This is a genomic window from Vibrio sp. 10N (genome assembly GCF_036245475.1).
Classification (GTDB): Bacteria; Pseudomonadota; Gammaproteobacteria; order Enterobacterales; family Vibrionaceae; genus Vibrio.
The window spans coordinates 3184106-3201637 of sequence record NZ_BTPM01000001.1 but is presented as its reverse complement, the minus strand read 5'-3'; the positions used below and the strand labels follow the sequence as shown (position 1 = coordinate 3201637).

At 48.1% G+C, this 17532-nt stretch carries 15 protein-coding genes; 6 read left to right on the top strand and 9 right to left on the bottom strand.

All coding sequences use genetic code 11. The annotated features are described in order from the left end of the window. Window positions 1-39: 39 nt before the first annotated feature. Complete coding sequence (gene rraA / locus AAA946_RS14870; RefSeq protein WP_338165507.1) at window positions 40-558, bottom strand: ribonuclease E activity regulator RraA; 519 nt, start codon at window positions 556-558, stop codon at window positions 40-42. Between the two features lie 79 nt (window positions 559-637). Then, entirely contained in the window at window positions 638-1555 is a 918-nt protein-coding gene (locus AAA946_RS14865) for a 1,4-dihydroxy-2-naphthoate polyprenyltransferase (RefSeq protein ID WP_338165506.1), read from the bottom strand. 196 nt (window positions 1556-1751) lie between these two features. Between AAA946_RS14865 and AAA946_RS14860 the strand changes: the two genes are divergently transcribed. Then, the gene (locus AAA946_RS14860) at window positions 1752-2042 is read left to right on the top strand and encodes a GIY-YIG nuclease family protein (protein WP_338165505.1); all 291 of its coding nucleotides are present in this window, start codon (window positions 1752-1754) and stop codon (window positions 2040-2042) included. 372 nt (window positions 2043-2414) lie between these two features. Here the strand turns inward: AAA946_RS14860 and hslU are convergent, their stop codons facing one another. From hslU to priA, 5 genes are all read right to left on the bottom strand, one after another. Beyond that, window positions 2415-3749, bottom strand: a complete 1335-nt coding sequence (hslU, locus tag AAA946_RS14855; RefSeq protein WP_338165504.1) for an HslU--HslV peptidase ATPase subunit — start codon at window positions 3747-3749, stop codon at window positions 2415-2417. Between the two features lie 52 nt (window positions 3750-3801). Next, the gene (gene hslV, locus AAA946_RS14850) at window positions 3802-4332 is read right to left on the bottom strand and encodes an ATP-dependent protease subunit HslV (protein WP_112461351.1); all 531 of its coding nucleotides are present in this window, start codon (window positions 4330-4332) and stop codon (window positions 3802-3804) included. Window positions 4333-4669: 337 nt separating this feature from the next. Further along, window positions 4670-5218: an SPOR domain-containing protein gene (locus tag AAA946_RS14845; RefSeq protein ID WP_338165503.1), complete on the bottom strand. Its 549-nt coding sequence runs from the start codon at window positions 5216-5218 to the stop codon at window positions 4670-4672. Between the two features lie 81 nt (window positions 5219-5299). Continuing rightward, the gene (cytR, locus tag AAA946_RS14840; RefSeq protein ID WP_338165849.1) at window positions 5300-6355 is read right to left on the bottom strand and encodes a DNA-binding transcriptional regulator CytR; all 1056 of its coding nucleotides are present in this window, start codon (window positions 6353-6355) and stop codon (window positions 5300-5302) included. A gap of 243 nt (window positions 6356-6598) precedes the next feature. Next, window positions 6599-8800 (bottom strand): primosomal protein N', encoded by a 2202-nt coding sequence (priA, locus tag AAA946_RS14835; RefSeq protein WP_338165502.1) that lies wholly within the window; start codon window positions 8798-8800, stop codon window positions 6599-6601. A gap of 283 nt (window positions 8801-9083) precedes the next feature. Between priA and rpmE the strand changes: the two genes are divergently transcribed. Then, window positions 9084-9302 (top strand): 50S ribosomal protein L31, encoded by a 219-nt coding sequence (gene rpmE, locus AAA946_RS14830; protein ID WP_006071169.1) that lies wholly within the window; start codon window positions 9084-9086, stop codon window positions 9300-9302. Between the two features lie 354 nt (window positions 9303-9656). Continuing rightward, the gene (locus tag AAA946_RS14825) at window positions 9657-10916 is read left to right on the top strand and encodes a malic enzyme-like NAD(P)-binding protein (protein WP_338165501.1); all 1260 of its coding nucleotides are present in this window, start codon (window positions 9657-9659) and stop codon (window positions 10914-10916) included. Window positions 10917-11133: 217 nt separating this feature from the next. On the opposite strand, the gene metJ is transcribed toward AAA946_RS14825, so the two are convergent. Then, on the bottom strand, window positions 11134-11454 hold the full coding sequence (gene metJ / locus AAA946_RS14820; RefSeq protein ID WP_006071165.1) for a met regulon transcriptional regulator MetJ: 321 nt from the start codon (window positions 11452-11454) through the stop codon (window positions 11134-11136). A gap of 271 nt (window positions 11455-11725) precedes the next feature. On the opposite strand from metJ, the gene AAA946_RS14815 reads away from it, so the two are divergent. From AAA946_RS14815 to metF, 3 genes are all read left to right on the top strand, one after another. After that, complete coding sequence (locus AAA946_RS14815) at window positions 11726-12895, top strand: O-succinylhomoserine (thiol)-lyase (protein WP_338165500.1); 1170 nt, start codon at window positions 11726-11728, stop codon at window positions 12893-12895. Window positions 12896-12901: 6 nt separating this feature from the next. After that, entirely contained in the window at window positions 12902-15325 is a 2424-nt protein-coding gene (locus AAA946_RS14810; RefSeq protein WP_338165499.1) for a bifunctional aspartate kinase/homoserine dehydrogenase II, read from the top strand. 437 nt (window positions 15326-15762) lie between these two features. Beyond that, window positions 15763-16653, top strand: a complete 891-nt coding sequence (metF, locus tag AAA946_RS14805; protein ID WP_338165498.1) for a methylenetetrahydrofolate reductase — start codon at window positions 15763-15765, stop codon at window positions 16651-16653. Between the two features lie 90 nt (window positions 16654-16743). On the opposite strand, the gene AAA946_RS14800 is transcribed toward metF, so the two are convergent. Further along, a complete protein-coding gene (locus tag AAA946_RS14800) occupies window positions 16744-17283 on the bottom strand; it encodes a PadR family transcriptional regulator (RefSeq protein ID WP_338165497.1) in 540 nt (179 codons plus the stop codon). Between the last annotated feature and the right edge of the window lie 249 nt (window positions 17284-17532).

The following is a 17532-nucleotide window of genomic DNA, read 5'->3' as shown; positions in this document are numbered from 1 at the left end:
GGTCGTTTTAGGAGGGGGCTTTAGTGATGTTTTTAACTATCACTCTTCGGTGTCTTCCGCTTCTTCTTCATCAAAGCTCACATCAAGTGGCTCTTGTGACAAGATGATGCCAGTGTTGTCGGCATACACGTAGTCTTCTGGCAAAAAGGTCACGCCACCAAAGTTCACTGGCACATCCACTTCACCCACATCTGAAATAGCGGCGCCCACGGGAATTGAGGCCAGCGCTTGAATGCCTAAATTCATGTCTTCAAGCTCGTCGACTTCTCGAATGCAGCCGTAGACAATAATGCCTTCCCACTCGTTGTCCTCGGCCAATTGAGCGATTTCCGCATCAATAAGGGCTTTTCGTAGTGAACCACCGCCATCAATCAGCAGAACGCGACCCACGCCGTCTTGCTCTAAAATATCGCGTATCACACCGTTATCTTCAAAGCATTTTACGGAAGTCACTTGACCTGCAAATGAGGCTCTGCCGCCAAAATTGCTAAACATTGGCTCGACAACATCTACTTGATCTAGGTAGATATCACATAGGGCTGAAGTACTGTATTCCATGGCGGCTCTTCTATGCAGTTTTCAAAAGGGATAAATCGAGTATATCGGTTGAATAGGTCAATGCAATGACAAGGCTCAATTAAGTGATCAGAGTTTGAGCTATAACCACACCAGAAAACAAGATGTTGGTGACTAATGAGCACTTAACCACAATAGGCATCATTGGGGCGATCTGTGCTGGCTGTGTGGTCTGCCATACCGCAGTACCGTGTTTGATGACAGCTACCAAGCTCAGTACAAAAGGCAGACTTATCCAAAGCGGTGACTGCTGCAGTGACAGGTATATCGCAAACGCACTCACCGCGACAGCAAGTAAGGCGAAGTGATACAGCTTGGCTTTGCGCTCACCAAGGCGAACGGCCACGGTACGTTTTCCGCAAGCGCTGTCGTTTTCGATATCGCGCATGTTATTGACGTTAAGGACTGCGACGGCAAGTAATCCACAGCCAATGGCAGGTAAAAACAGCAGTGTGTCTAAGTGGCCGGTATGAAGGAAATAAGTGCCTGACACACCAAGCAAACCAAAGAAGATGAACACTGAAATATCACCAAGCCCGACATAGCCATAAGGTTTGTTGCCAACGGTGTAGGCGATAGCCGCAGCGATGGCAAGTATGCCAAGGCCAATAAAAGCGAGGATGTTTTGCAGCGATTCGAGCGAATGCAGCACCAAAAATAGTCCGGATGCGATGGTCAGAACCACATTCAGGATGATGGCTTTTTTCATCCCTTGCTGTGATACCTCTCCAGATTGAATCGCGCGCATTGGCCCGAGTCTGTGCTCATTGTCGGTGCCTTTTACGGCATCACCGTAGTCATTGGCGAGGTTGGATAGGATTTGCAGCAAAGTTGCTGTCAGCAGCGCGAGCAGCGCCACACTCCATGACATCTCGCCTTTGGAAAACGCTAGGGCACTGCCGGTGATGATAGAAACCAGCGCCAGCGGCAGTGTTTTGGGTCTTGCGGCATCGAGCCAAATACGAAAAGAAGAAGTCATTATTACGCTACGAATTAACTGTTTGAAGTAAGTATACGGCAAAATGGGAAGTGGCTAAACACGCACACTAAATATGGTTTTAGTATGGGATTAGTATGATATTGAGGGATGTGTGAAGTGCGCTGAAAATCTACTGGCGGCAAACGTATAGCATGAGTCCATTTGAATCCTATCAAAGAATAAAAAGGGACTAGATATGACAAAGCAGCCATGCGTGTATATTACGACATCAAAGGGACGAGGCGTTATCTACATAGGAGTCACGTCAAACCTACAACAGCGTATGTGGAAGCATAGGCACGGTGTGACGGGTGGATTTGTAAAGAAATACAATGTTAGTCAGTTGGTGCATTACGAGCTGTTTGATTGTATGGAAGAAGCAATAGCGCGTGAAAAACAGCTGAAGCATTGGAATCGTGCCTGGAAAAATGAGTTAGTAACAAGTCATAACCCTTACTGGCGAGACCTGACTACAGATTTGTGGTGATTGCTATTGTCGACTTTCAATCGAGAATATTGTTATCAGAGATTTTTATTCTTAAAGAACTTCATCACTAAAAAGCTATGTCATCTTCACGAAAGTGAAGATCTTCCAAAGCGAGTGACCAAGCATACTGAAACTTGTAAGTAACGTGTGCTGGAGTGAGTGTGGTGACTCTGGGTGTTCACTTTGGGGTTTGGTATGCGCGGAGTGAGATCTCCTTTTTCAAGGAGATGACGGGAGTTGGGAGATGACGGGAGTTGGGAGATGACGGGAGTTGGGAGATGACGGTAAGCGTGGAGAGATGAATCAATTGTCTAAGTTTAAATTCGAACGGCGCTCAAGTGGAGCGCCGTTTTAGATCGGGTCAGTATTTAATTAAAGAATAAAGCGACTCAAGTCCTCATCTTCAACAAACTCACCTAATTTCGATTTCACATAGCCAGAGTCAATCACCAGCTTAGAACCAGGTTTGTCGGTCGCTTCAAATGAAATCTCGTCCATTAGACGCTCCATTACGGTGTGAAGGCGACGTGCACCGATGTTCTCAGTCGTTTCGTTGACCGTCCACGCAGCATCCGCGATTTGTTGGATACCATCGGTAGTGAACTCCACATCAACCTCTTCGGTCTTCATCAGCGCAATGTATTGCTCTGTCAGGGATGCTTTAGGCTCAGTGAGGATACGTTTGAAGTCATCGCTGCTCAGTGCTTCTAGCTCAACACGAATTGGTAGGCGGCCTTGTAGCTCTGGAATAAGATCCGATGGCTTAGCCACTTGGAACGCACCAGAAGTAATAAACAAGATATGGTCTGTTTTCACCATGCCGTGTTTGGTTGAAACGGTGCTGCCTTCAATCAGCGGCAGCAAGTCGCGTTGCACACCTTCACGCGATACGTCAGGGCCTGATGCTTCACCACGCTTACAGATTTTGTCGATCTCATCGATAAATACGATGCCGTTGTTCTCAACGTTGTAGATCGCTTGCTCTTTTAGCTCTTCTTGGTTAACCAGTTTGGCCGCTTCTTCTTCAGTCAATGCTTTAAAGGCATCTTTGATTTTCAGTTTGCGCTTTTTCTTGGTGTCACCGCCCAGGTTTTGGAACATGCTTTGCAGCTGGTTGGTCATCTCTTCCATGCCAGGAGGTGCCATGATTTCTACACCCATTTGCGGCGCTGCGGTTTCGATGTCGATCTCTTTGTCATCGAGCTTACCTTCGCGTAGCTTTTTACGGAAGATTTGGCGGGTGTTAGACGATGAGTCATCTTGCTGCTCATTCTGACCCCAAGCGTCGCGAGCTGGAGGAAGTAGGGCATCAAGAATGCGCTCTTCCGCTTGCTCTTCGGCGCGGAATTTTACTTTTTCCATTTCTTGCTGGTGGGTCATCTTGATAGCAACATCGGTCAGATCGCGGATGATAGTTTCCACTTCCTTACCGACATAGCCCACTTCGGTGAATTTCGTCGCTTCAACCTTGATAAACGGCGCATTGGCAAGCTTGGCTAGGCGACGAGCGATTTCGGTTTTACCAACACCCGTTGGACCAATCATCAGGATGTTTTTTGGTGATACTTCAACGCGCAGGCTTTCTTCAAGCTGCATTCGACGCCAGCGGTTACGCAGCGCGATAGCGACAGAGCGTTTTGCTTTGTCTTGGCCAATGATGTGGCGGTTTAACTCATGAACAATCTCGCGAGGAGTCATCTCAGACATAATCAATTCCTTACAAAAAATCAGACACTATTTGGTTTTTGGAGCGCGAGGATCACGCGTCGCTTTCTAGTTCTTCAATAGTGTGGTGATGGTTAGTGAACACACAAATATCGCCAGCAATCTTAAGGGCTTTCTCTGCGATTTCGCGTGCATCTAATTCGGTATTTTCCAGCAGTGCAGTGGCAGCGGCTTGAGCAAAGTTGCCACCTGAGCCAATAGCAATCAAATCATTTTCAGGCTGAACCACGTCACCGTTACCTGTGATAATAAGCGAAGCGGTTTCATCCGCTACTGCTAACAACGCCTCTAACTTGCGAAGCGCACGGTCGCTACGCCAATCTTTAGCAAGCTCGACGGCCGCTTTGGTTAGGTGGCCTTGGTGCATTTGTAATTTGCTTTCGAAGCGTTCAAACAGAGTAAACGCATCGGCCGTGCCGCCAGCAAAGCCAGCCAGTACTTGGTTGTTGTACAGTCTACGAACCTTACGGGCATTGCCTTTCATTACGGTGTTGCCCAGGGATACTTGTCCATCACCCGCGATCACGACTTTGTTGTTACGACGTACAGATACAATAGTAGTCACGACGTTTGCCTCTTATTGGTTTTAATTTGGTTATGAAATGGATATGTGGACGAGAGGAATGGAATTCAAGGGAGGTAAGGGCGGTTCTAGGGAAAACATGGTCCTAGGCCCTAGGGAAAAGTTTGGCTTAGGGGGCGAGAAAAATAGCCTCTACAAGAACCACAAAATATCATCACAGTATATCGTCATCTCCTTGAAAAAGGAGATCTCCCACAGCGCCTAGCAAACTCGATTGATTTGAGTGAGTCAAGCGCTTCAGGAGATCTTCACTTTCGTGAAGATGACGGATTGGGTGTGAAGATGACGGAATCGTGTGAGGGCATGGAATGGTGAGATGCTACTGCGTTTCCTTCCAAATTGCACAAGGTTCAATCTTAGCGCGCTGCAACTTATGCTTATCGCGCTCAGCATCGCGCTTGAGCTTGTATGGGCCGAGTACGACTCTAAACCAACTACTATTTTCTTTCTTGCGAATTTGGCTGGAGATCCCTTGGAAGGCAATGTCCAACTTACGAGCTTCCGCCTGTGCTAGCGTTTTGTACGCGCCGCACTGCATGATGTAAGGGATCTTAGAAACCACTTGCTCTTTGGCTTTCACCTCAACCTCACGCTTTGGTAAGGTTTCCACGTAGTCCCACTTTTCTTCAGGTGGTGGTGGAATGGGTTTCGCCGGCTTTGGTTTCGGCTTTGGGGCTGGTTTAGTTACCGTCGGCTGTGGCTTTGATGGTTCCGGATCGTTACTTAGCGTATACAGCCCGTAACCAAACCCACTGGCGAGCAAAATCGCTAGCAAGCCACTGCGCCAGGGTTTCTTACCGGAAGTCTTCTTTTTTGCAGGGCGACGGCCAGTGCCTTTGCCCCGTCTTACATAGTCTCGGTTTGCCACTTAGATTGGTTCTGATTGAAATAACTCACTGACCTCATGGTAAATACCGCAAGGTCAAGTTGCAAGTCAGTATCGTGCCAACTAAAGGATTCTTGGAGGAGCCGCACTGTCGCGGATCACAAGTTCGGTATCCAATAAGCGCGAACCAGCTCGAACATCTGCGCCTTTGAGCACTTCAAGCATCATATACATGGCTTGGCGGCCGATCTCATAGCGCGGTTGAGACACGGTGGTGAGTGGTGGATCGCAGTACTGTGCGAATTGGATGTCATCAAAGCCAACAACGGATAAGTCTTGAGGGACACGTAGGCCGAGTTTCTTAGCCTCTTGCATTGCACCAATGGCCATCACGTCATTGTGACAGAAGATGGCTGTTGGCGGCTCTGGCAGGGCGAGGAGAGTGCGAACCAATCGTGCACCGGCTTCAAACGTAAAGTCACCTTTCACGGTGTAGGCAGGGTTCATTGGTAATCCGGCGCGGCGCAGTGCCTGCTGATACCCCTGCTGTCTAAAGCGACACAGAAACGCGGTGTCTGGACCGGCTATTTGTGCAATTCGTTTGTGGCCTAGATTGGAAAGGTAGTTCACCGCTTCAAAGGCTGAAGTCAGGTTATCAATATGCACGGTCGGCAGTTCGAGCTCAGGCGCGAATTCACATGCCATTACAATCGGAGGCAGATTTTTTTGCTCTGGCTTACTGATATCAAATGGAAGATTGGTGCCGAGCAATAGCATGCCGTCAGCTTGCTTGGTAAACACAAGGTTTACAAAGGAGGTTTCACGTTTTTTCGACTGACCGCTGTCTCCGAGTAGCACAAGATACCCATGCTCCATGGCTGCATCTTCAATGCCGCGAATGATCTCGGAAAAATAAGGGTCGCAAATGTCAGGAACAATCGTCACTATGGTTTTGGATTCATTTCTGCGAAGATTGCGTGCGAGTGAATTGGGCGAATAACCAGCTTCCAAAACAGCATCTTCCACACGTTTACGGGTAGAAGATGAGACTTTTTCCGGATTCATCAAAGCTCTCGATACCGTAGCCGTTGAGACGCCTGCAAGCTGGGCAACATCCTTCATTGTCGCCATAAACGTGTGTCCTCTCTTTTTAAGTCTGAACCTATCGGGAAGTTCTATTATTTATTGTTATCAGTCCCTTTGGGTTATTCTTGTGTTAAATGATTAATTTATCTAGTAAATAGATTTGTAATATCTATTTTTACAATCATGAACTAATACTAAATATTATTCATTTCTCGAATGAAAGTTACGGCCTGATTAACAGAATTTGCAATGTAATTGTGAAGCATATCACAACTAAAGGCGCTTATGGTTTTGTCATTAACCTTTTCACCACGTGTCTAACCCTAAATTTTGAGGCTAGCTAAGATCTTGTGGCTCTATATCCAGTGACCAGCGTACTTTTTTTGCCAGCGGCAACTGGGCAATGACAGGCTTCGCTGCGCTGATGATCTTTTGCATTTGAGGCCTAGAGGGTACTTGCAGCATCAGTTGCCAGCGCGCTTTTCCGGCGCGTTTTGCGATTGGAGCTGGAGTAGGGCCGAGTACCATGCATGCGTTGTCAAATAATGGGTGAGCTTCCAAAGAATAGCGCACTTGTCTTAAAAAGTTTTCCACTTCGTTGCTGTTATTGGCTTCAGCGCGTACCAAGGTCAAAAAGCTAAACGGTGGCAGTTTAGCAAGCTTACGTTCCTCAATGACCGTTTCGGCAAAGTGTCGATAGTCTTTGTGTAATAAGCTTTGCAGAAGCGGATCTTCTGGGTGATGTGTTTGCAGCAGGACTTCACCAGGTTTACTGGCGCGACCCGCACGTCCGGCAACTTGAATAAATAGCTGAGCAAGTCGTTCAGAGGCTCTAAAGTCACTGCTGTACAGCGAACCATCGACATCCAATAGGGCGACGAGAGTGACGTTGGGAAAATGATGCCCTTTCGCCAGCATTTGTGTACCGATTAGAATTTGATATTCGTTTTTCTTGATGGCGTCTAACGCGGCCTCAAGGCTGCCTTTACGTCTGGTGCTATCGCGGTCAATGCGAATGGTATTGTATTCAGGAAATAGACTTTCTAGCTGAGCTTCCAACTGCTCGGTACCAACGCCTACAGTCACTAACTGGTGTGAGCCACACCCTTCACACTGATGAACGATAGGGCGCTGTGAGCCACAATGATGGCAGCGAATTTCGTTACTCGATTGGTGATAGGTGTAGTACGCATCACAGCGATGACACTCTGCGGTCCAACCACACTCATGGCACATCAGTGCAGGGCTAAAGCCGCGGCGGTTGAGGAATAGCATCACCTGATTACCCGCTTCCAGATGGCGACGCAGTTCGGCGATAAGCGGTGCCGAGAGTCCGGCTTCGAGAAACTGACCTTTTACATCTATCACTTTATTGGTGGTCGGAACGGCGAGTCCCGCGCGCTGGCTGAGGATCAAATGATGATACTTGCCGGCTAATGCGTTTTGCAGCGTTTCGATACAAGGTGTTGCCGAGCCTAAAATAATCGGGATTTGCTCTTTGTTGGCACGCATCACTGCCACATCACGCGCATGATAGCGCAGGCTATCTTGCTGTTTGTATGAGGTGTCGTGTTCTTCATCAACAATAATGATGCCAAGATCAGCAAACGGCGTCAGCAGCGCCGATCGGGTACCGATAACAATGCCTGCCACTTTATCACGAGCACTCAGCCAAGCGTTGAGACGCTCGGTGTCGTTCAGCCCTGAGTGAATGACCTCAATGGGGACATTAAAGCGTTTGCGAAAGCGGTTGATGGTTTGCGGCGTCAGACCAATCTCGGGGACGAGTACCAAAGCTTGTTGCCCGCGCTCGAGTACCGGCTTGATCATTTGCAGGTAGACCTCTGTCTTACCTGAGCCGGTTACCCCTTCCAGCAAATAGCAGCCAAACTCAGTTTGACTGTTGACGGAGGCGATGGCGACCGCTTGCTCGGCATTTAAACGAAGATCAACCGGATCGTTACAGATCGCCTCTGGCCATAAAGTTGGCTGGGTCTGTTTTTCTATTGAGCTGATCCAGCCTTTTTCGGTCAGTGTTTTAAGTACGGTGGTGCTGACTTCATTATCAACAAAGGTTTGGTGACTGCATGGGCCATTTTCAAGCATATGCATGACTTTGGCCTGTTTGACCGCGCGGCCAAATCCTGAGATAAGCTGGTTTTTTCCCGACTCCGTGATGTGCCATTCAACGGTCGCAGCAAATTCGGCTGGTTTACCTTTGCGAAGCGCAGCGGGAAGTGCGTTACTTAAGGTATCCCCCAATGGGTGTTGGTAATAAAGGCTACACCAAGAGATTAACTCAAACAGAGGCTTTGGCCAGACAGGTGAGCTGTCGAGTGCAGCCTTTATTGGTTTGAGTTTGTCGATGGGAAACTCAGACTCATGACTGAACGCCATGACAATGCCCACTAAGGTTTTAGGCCCAAACGGGACAGACACACGTCCACCAACCACCGGAAATAGATGGGCAGGAACAAGGTAGTCAAACTGTTTGTCGAGTGGTACCGGTAGGGCCACGCGAGCGACATTTGGGCGCATAATGAGGTCGATATTGATAAAGAAGACGTCTATTCTAACGGTATGGGCTGCCTTGTATAGACTGGGTCGTTAAATTATCGCTAGTGAGTCACCGAAGGTGGTGAAAAAAGTCGCAATTTTAGTTGATTCCCATGGCACTATTCATTACTATACTGCGCCTTGATGGCATGGCTTCTTGCTCTCTTATGGAAGTGTGAAGCGATGGTATCGACTATTTATTAACTACGTGTGGTGTCCGGCTTAGAATCGGATGGCGACACGGCCTAAATTATTGAGGTTTCCCATGAAAGCTGGTATCCACCCAGAATACAAAGCTGTAACAGCAACTTGCTCTTGCGGCAACACATTCGAATTCAACTCTACTCTAGGTAAAGATTCTATCCACCTAGACGTATGTGACAAGTGCCACCCATTCTACACTGGTAAGCAGCGTATCGTTGATACTGGCGGCCGTGTTGATCGCTTTAACAAGCGTTTCGGTGCTCTATCTAGCAAGAAGTAATGATTACTTTTGCAGATTAAAAAAGGACGCTTCGGCGTCCTTTTTGCGTTTCTGGAGCGACAGTCGTGTCCACTTTGTGTGTCAATCTCACTCTTATGACTTTGGCACTCACTTCCGATTTTTTCCTGCTTTCATTTCGTCCATCCATTCAAAACCGTGATGAAGTCGCGTAGTATTACTTTTGCAAAGTATGATTTTGCCAGAGTATTGAACATCTGAGATACCTCCTCTCCGTTCAAATGTACCCACTCTGTGTGTATGTAACCCTTTAGAAGCAAAGCTAATAAAAATTAACGGGTTTATACTCATAAAAAAACAATACCATTCAGTCTAAAAAAAGCAGGATCGCTAACCATGTCCGATGATCATCAAATCGACGAATTTCGCCAACAAGCGCTTGATTACCATGCCAACCCCGTCCCTGGAAAAATTGAAATAGCGTTAACTAAACCCGCTAATTCTGCCGCTGATTTAGCACTCGCATACAGCCCGGGTGTGGCTGAACCGGTGCGCGAAATCGCGCAGAACGCCGAGAATGTCTATAAGTACACCGCAAAAGGCAATATGGTCGCGGTGATCTCAAACGGTACCGCCATTCTGGGTTTAGGTAACTTAGGCCCAATGGCCTCTAAGCCGGTAATGGAAGGTAAAGCGCTGCTGTTCAAACGTTTTGCAGGCCTAGATTCGATTGATATTGAAGTGAAACATCGCACGATTGATGAGTTTGTGGACACTGTGGCGAATATTTCTGACACGTTTGGTGGTATCAACCTCGAAGATATCAAAGCACCAGACTGCTTTGAAATTGAGCGCCGCCTTATCGAGCGTTGTGATGTTCCGGTTTTCCACGATGACCAACACGGTACCGCGATTGTTACCGCAGCGGGCATGCTTAATGCGATAGAGCTGCAAGGTAAAGATCTAAAAGAAACAACGATCGTCTGCTTAGGTGCAGGAGCGGCTGCCATTGCATGTATGGAGCTATTGATCAAATGTGGCGCGATGCGTGAAAAGATCTACATGCTGGATCGCAAAGGTGTGATCCACACTCGTCGTGACGATCTTAACGAGTACAAACAGTTGTTTGCTAATAACACCGACAAACGCACGCTAGAAGATGTGATTGAAGGTGCCGACTTATTCCTTGGTGTATCGGGTCCAGATTTGCTGCCACCAGAAGCGTTGACGTTAATGGCGGACAAGCCGATTGTGTTTGCTTGTTCAAACCCTGATCCAGAAATCAAACCGGAGCTTGCTCACCAAGTTCGTGATGACCTAATCATGGGCACCGGTCGTTCAGACTATCCAAACCAAGTAAACAACGTACTGTGTTTCCCGTTTATCTTCCGTGGCGCACTGGATGTTCGTGCAAGCGAGATTAATGATGAAATGAAACTGGCTGCGGTCGAAGCGATTCGTGAGCTAGCGAAAGAGCCAGTACCACAAGACGTACTGGATGCTGCCGGTGTTGAAGCGCTGACGTTTGGTAAAGACTACATCATTCCAAAACCGATGGATCCACGTCTGCTACCTCGCGTAGCTAAAGCGGTCGCGAAAGCAGCGGTTGAATCGGGTGTGGCGCGTATTGAGTTGCCTGATAGTTATATGGCTTAATTACTCAACTGCGTAGTATTGACGCTATATCGTCTATCCTCCCTGTTACCAGTCACCCCGGTGCGCTTTCGTCATCCCCTTGAAAAAGGGGATCTCTCGCAGCGAGTGACTCACGTAAGTTGAGCACCATATGCGCTGACAAAGATCCTCACTTTCGTGAGGATGACGAATAAAAAAAGACGGTATTAATACCGTCTTTTTTACTTCCGTTTAAGCGTTACTCTTCATCAAACGCTTCAAACTCAATCCCCATCGCCGTCATTAGCTCTTTTGCTTCTGTTGGGATGTCATCTGGACGGTCTTTTCTCAAATCTTCGTCGGTTGGAAGCGGCTGGCCAGTGTAGGCGTGCAGGAAAGCTTCGCACAATAGCTCACTGTTGGTTGCATGGCGTAAGTTATTGATTTGGCGGCGAGTACGCTCATCAGTCAATACCTTTAGCACCTTCAGCGGGATAGACACTGTGATTTTTTTTACCTGTTCGCTTTTCTTACCGTGCTCCGCATATGGGCTAATGTATTCACCATTCCAATCTGCCATTACACACCTTCGCTCTGTTAATCATAAATAGTAGTAATAAGAATGCTGCAATTTTAGCGGGATTTACCGCCATAAGCAAAGACATATAGACGTCTAGAAGTGTTGACGTCTCACATTTTGGCAAGTAAAGTGGTTCAACGAATGTGGACATTTATTTTAATGCAATGTTAATTCTTTAACGTTTGTGGCTTTTGCCGGTTCCCATATTACCGACAAAAGTGGACACTGTGGTTACACCTACTAGCCATGCGATCTGAGAAAGGAAGTTTCTATGAGCAATCGGAAGCCAGCGACAATAGCCGTACGTACTGGTATCGAATCGGATACCCAGCATCACGCTGTGGTGCCACCTATTTATCTTTCTACTAACTACGGATTCCCTGCGTTTGGGGAAGTGCCGACTTACGATTACACCCGCTCAGGAAACCCAAACCGAGGTTTACTAGAAACCGCTCTGTATGAGCTGGAATCTGGTAAAGGTGCGGTCGTGACCAACTGTGGTACTTCTGCGCTTAACCTTTGGGTCTCTGCTTTCTTAGGCCCTGAAGACACCATTATTGCCCCTCACGATTGTTATGGCGGTACTTACCGTTTATTTAACACGCGAGCACAAAAAGGCGACTTCAAGGTTCAATTTGTCGATCAAAGTGATGAACAAGCTTTTGATGCCGCGCTTGAGAAAAAGCCAAAACTCATCTTGCTAGAAACACCATCAAACCCGTTAGTGCGTGTGGTGGATATCGCTGCTGTGTGCGAAAAAGCAAAAAAAGTGGGCGCGCTGGTGGCCGTGGACAATACCTTTTTGACACCGGTGTACCAAAAGCCTCTTGAGCTTGGTGCGGACTTTGTTATTCACTCAACCACTAAATATATCAACGGTCACTCTGATGTGATTGGCGGTGTGGTGATCACTAAAACCGAAGAACACGCCGAAGAGCTAGGCTGGTGGGGCAACTGTATTGGTGCGACGGGCACGCCATTTGATAGCTATATGACGCTGCGCGGTATTCGTACCCTTGGTGCTCGTATGCGTGTTCATGAAGAAAGCTCGCAACAGATCCTCGATTTTCTCAAGCCGCAACCATTAGTGAAAGTGATTTATCACCCGAGCTTACCTGAGCATCCGGGCCATGAGATTGCTAAGAAGCAGCAGTCAGGCTTCGGCTCAATGCTGAGCTTTGAGTTCGCTGGCAGTTTTGAGCAGCTTAAATACTTTGTTGGCGAGCTAGAGCTATTCTCTCTCGCAGAGTCGTTGGGCGGCGTAGAAAGTCTGATTTGCCACCCTGCATCAATGACACACCGTGCCATGGGTGAAGAGGCGTTGGCGGAAGCGGGCGTTTCTCAGCAGCTGCTTCGTCTGTCAGTTGGTCTGGAAGACGCGCAAGATCTGATTGATGACCTTGCTCAGGCGTTTGAGAAAGCCACTGCGTTTGGAGGATAAGCCGGCATGAGTCACAGCAACATCCAGAATAAGCAGCTGCATAAATTTGGTGGCAGTAGCTTGGCTGACCCTGAATGCTATCGCCGAGTGGTCTCTATCCTTAAAGATTACTCCAATGAGGAAGACTTGATTGTGGTGTCGGCTGCGGGCAAAACCACCAATCGTCTGATCGAATTTCTTGATGCACTCAATAAAGATGGTCGTATTGCCCATGAACATCTGCAAGCTCTGCGTCAGTTTCAACTTGAATTAGTTGAATCACTACTCACAGGTGAGGAAGCCGAAGGGCTGACCGCTCTATTACAAGATGAGTTTAGTACGCTGGGCGAGCTGAGTTATCCACTGACAGAAGCGGAGCGCGCTTCTGTTCTCGGACACGGTGAGGTGTGGTCTTCACGTCTACTCGCGGCGTTGCTTAGACAAAGTGATCTGCCAGCGGTGGCTCAAGATGCGAGAGCGTTTCTTCGCGCCGAGTTTGGTACGCAGCCAGAGGTCGACCGAGCAAAGTCGTACCCATTGATTAAAGAAGTGCTTGCCCAGCACGCGCATCACCGAGTCGTGATCACGGGCTTTATGGCGCAAAGTGAATGCGGTGAAACCGTGTTGCTTGGTCGTAATGGTTCGGATTATTCCGCGACAGTGATTGGTGCATTGGCGGAAGTCTCATGTGTCACCATCTGGAGTGATGTTGCTGGTGTATACAGCGCGGACCCTCGTGTGGTTAATGACGCTTGTCTATTACCCTTGCTGCGATTGGATGAAGCGAGCGAATTAGCGCGCTTAGCGGCACCTGTACTTCACAGTCGTACGCTGCAGCCTGTGGCTCAAAGCGCTATGGATTTGAATCTTCGCTGTAGTTATCAACCTGAGTCGGGCTCAACGCGTATTGAACGCGTATTGGCTTCTGGTCGTGGTGCGAAAATCATTACCTCTCTGGATGAAGTGTTGCTTATTGAGTTAGCTTTCGGTGCTGGTCACGATTTTGAGCGTGCACAGACCGAAGTGCTGAACGGCCTCAAGCGTGCGCAATTGGCGCCGCTGGCGTTTGAAGCGCAAGCAGACCAATCTCGTCTTCGTCTCGCTTACACCGCAGAAATTGCCTCTGGTGCGCTCACTGAGCTGCAAGATTTGGCTATTGAAGCAGAGATTAAACTCAAAGAAGGTTACTCCATGCTGGCGGCAGTCGGTGCGGGCGTGACGAAAAACGCCAACCATTGCTTTGGTTTTTATCAGCAGCTAAAACATGCGCCAGTAGAGTTTTTCTCAGAAGCTGAGTCGCAATTGAGTCTAGCCGCTGTACTGCGCAAATCAGACATTCAGCCGCTAGTAAAATCGGTCCACACTCAGCTGTTCCAGGCGCAAAAGCGTGTTGCGGTGGCGCTGTGTGGTAAAGGTAACATTGGTTCAAGCTGGCTCGATCTGTTCAAAGAGCAGAAAAGCGAGCTAGAGAAACGTCGTGGCATGAGCTTTAACTTGGTCGCTGTTATTGACAGTCAGACCTATTGGTTTGATGAAGAGGGTATCGACGAGCAGCAGGTACTTGCACGCTACGAAGATGAAGCCACTGAATACCAAGGTGACATCTGGCTGCAGCGCTTAGCTGGACTTCAAGGTTATGATGAAGGTGTGGTGCTAGACGTCACTGCGAGCGCGGCTCTAGCCGAAAGATATGTGAGTATTGCAGAGCATGGTTTGCACCTTATCTCAGCAAACAAAGTCGCCGGCTCAGCGCCAAGCAATGATTACCACGCGGTACAAGATGCGTTCTCAAAAACAGGTCGCCACTGGTTGTATAACGCCACTGTGGGCGCAGGGTTACCGATAAACCATACCGTTCGCGATCTGCGTGAAAGCGGAGATGACATCGTAGCGCTATCAGGTATCTTCTCTGGCACTTTGTCTTGGTTGTTCCAGCAGTTTGACGGCTCTGTGCCTTTTGCAGAGCTTGTAGACCTCGCATGGCAGCAGGGCTTAACCGAGCCAGATCCACGCTCGGACTTAGATGGTTCGGACGTGATGCGTAAGCTGGTTATCTTGGCGCGCGAGTCTGGATTGGATATCGAACCTGACGCGGTTGAAGTGGAGTCTTTGGTTCCTGAAGAGCTTGCTGAGTTGTCACTCGAAGACTTCTTTGAGAAAGCCACTCTGCTGAGCGAAATCTTGCAAGAACGCCTAGAAAAGGCTCAGCGTGAAGAGAAAGTGCTGCGCTACGTTGCTCGCCTTGATAGACAGGGTAAAGCGCGAGTAGGGATTGAAGCGCTATCGAAAGAGCATGCGCTGGCGAATCTTCTGCCTTGTGACAATATCTTCGCGATTGAGAGTAAGTGGTATAAGGATAATCCGTTGGTGATTCGTGGTCCAGGTGCGGGTCGTGAAGTGACGGCTGGGGCGATTCAGTCGGATTTGAATTTGATGTCTAGCTTTTTTTGATTTCTAGATTCATAGAATACGGACCAAGAAAACCGACCAAGAAAACCGTCATCTTCACGAAAGGGAAGATCTCACCAAGCGCGTGACTAATCTGAATTAGGCAGTACCTGAAAGCACAGTATTGCTTCTCTATTCGACAGCGTCACACTCGGCATGAGATCTCCTTTTTCAAGGAGATGACGGTTTCTCTATATGAGTAGTGGTCTGTAGCTATTGTTAGTAGTCATTTTAAGGCACTAACCCCATCTTCAATTTCCCTAACTCACCACATGAAAAAAATTCATAGTCCCTCTATTGACTTTAAAACCCATTCATTTCATTCTGTAGACATATAGACGTCTAAACGTCAAAAGAACGACAACATCATCATTGAAGACAGACAGGTTTTAATCTGAGATTGGATAGGATAACCAATCTTGGTGCTTAGGGAGAGAACCATGGGATACACACACGCAGGCCACATTGATGCTTTGAACCAGAATATTGCTGAACTGTCGGACAATATTAATGTTTCATTCGAGTTCTTTCCGCCGAGCACGCCGACAATGGAAGAGACGCTGTGGAAATCGGTTCACCGCCTAAAAACACTTAAACCTAAGTTTGTTTCTGTGACTTACGGTGCTAACTCTGGTGAGCGTGATCGCACCCACTCTATCATCAAAGAAATCAAATCAGAGACTGGTCTTGTGGCAGCGCCGCACCTAACGTGTATTGATGCATCTCGTGATGAGCTAGTCGATATCGCCGAAGATTACTGGGCGAACGGTATCAAGAACATCGTCGCGCTGCGTGGTGATATTCCAGAAGGTGGTGGTCAGCCAGAAATGTATGCCTCTGATTTGGTGGAGCTACTAAAATCTCGCCATGATTTTGATATCTCAGTGGCTGCATTCCCAGAAGTTCACCCAGAAGCGAAAAGTGCTCAGGCGGATCTTCTTAACCTAAAACGCAAAGTCGATGCCGGTGCTAACCGTGCAATTACTCAGTTCTTCTTTGATGTTGAAAGTTACCTGCGTTTTCGTGACCGTTGTGTGGCGGCAGGTATTGATGTGGAGATTGTTCCGGGTATTCTGCCTGTGACTAACTTTAAGCAAGCGTCGCGTTTTGCCGCAATGAACAAGGTCAAAGTGCCGGGTTGGATGCAAAAGCAGTTTGAAGGTCTCGATGATGACCTAATGACTCGTCAGTTGGTCGGCGCTAGCCAAGCCATCGACATGGTTCGCGTACTGAGCCGTGAAGGTGTGAAGGACTTCCACTTCTACACCCTAAACCGCGCAGAAATGACCTACGCACTGTGCCACACCCTAGGTGTCCGCCCAGAAGCGTAACCCTCTAAAAACACCAATAAAAAACGCCAGTCATATTGAGTGACTGGCGTTTTTCTATCTCATATTTCCAAGGACCAAGGACCAATAATCTTACGCTAACGCTTCCAGCTCAGCGAGCGCCTCTTCCGCCCACTCCAACCAAGCTTGACGCGCAAGCAGGTTACGACGAAGCGTCAGACGCTCTAGGCGTGCGTGTTTCTCAAGCGTGCTTGGTGTTGCGTAGTAGGCCGCTTCAATTTCACGGTAGTGCGCAACCAGCTTCTTCGACTCTTCGATAAGCTCTTCGAGTTGGATGCGGAACGCAGCAGAAGGCTGAACGGCACAGGCTGCCAGTTTCGCTGAAAACTCATCACGAACGGTTGGGTGTACGGTTGGTTGCTCGAACCACTCGCCAAGTGCGCCACGGCCTGCGTCAGTGATTGAGTAAACTTTACGATCCGGTTTGCCTTCTTGCGGCTCAAGTTTACAAGTAACTAGGGCTTTGTCCGCCATCTTGTTGAGTTCGCGGTACACCTGTTGGTGGCTTGCTTTCCAGAAGTAACCGATGCTAGCAGAAAATTCCTTAGTGATGTCGTAGCCTGTTGCGTCACGAGTGCTTAGGACAGTAAGGATAACGTGTGGTAGTGACATGTCTTAAATCCAAATGGTCAAAATCTTAGTAATAGTTATGTTGTTCTTTTAAGTGCGTTTGTGGATGAACGATTACACCATGCAAGCGCCTTGGAATCTTGGTTGATTCCAGGAAACTCGCGCAAAGAACAGTGCACCTCGCCAAAGCGGGCACCAATAACCGTGTTTAAAGCCTTTGTCACCTAGATGGCCACATGAACATGTGACCTACGCTGTCGACGTCGTATTTTTGTTTTTATCGAACAGCGG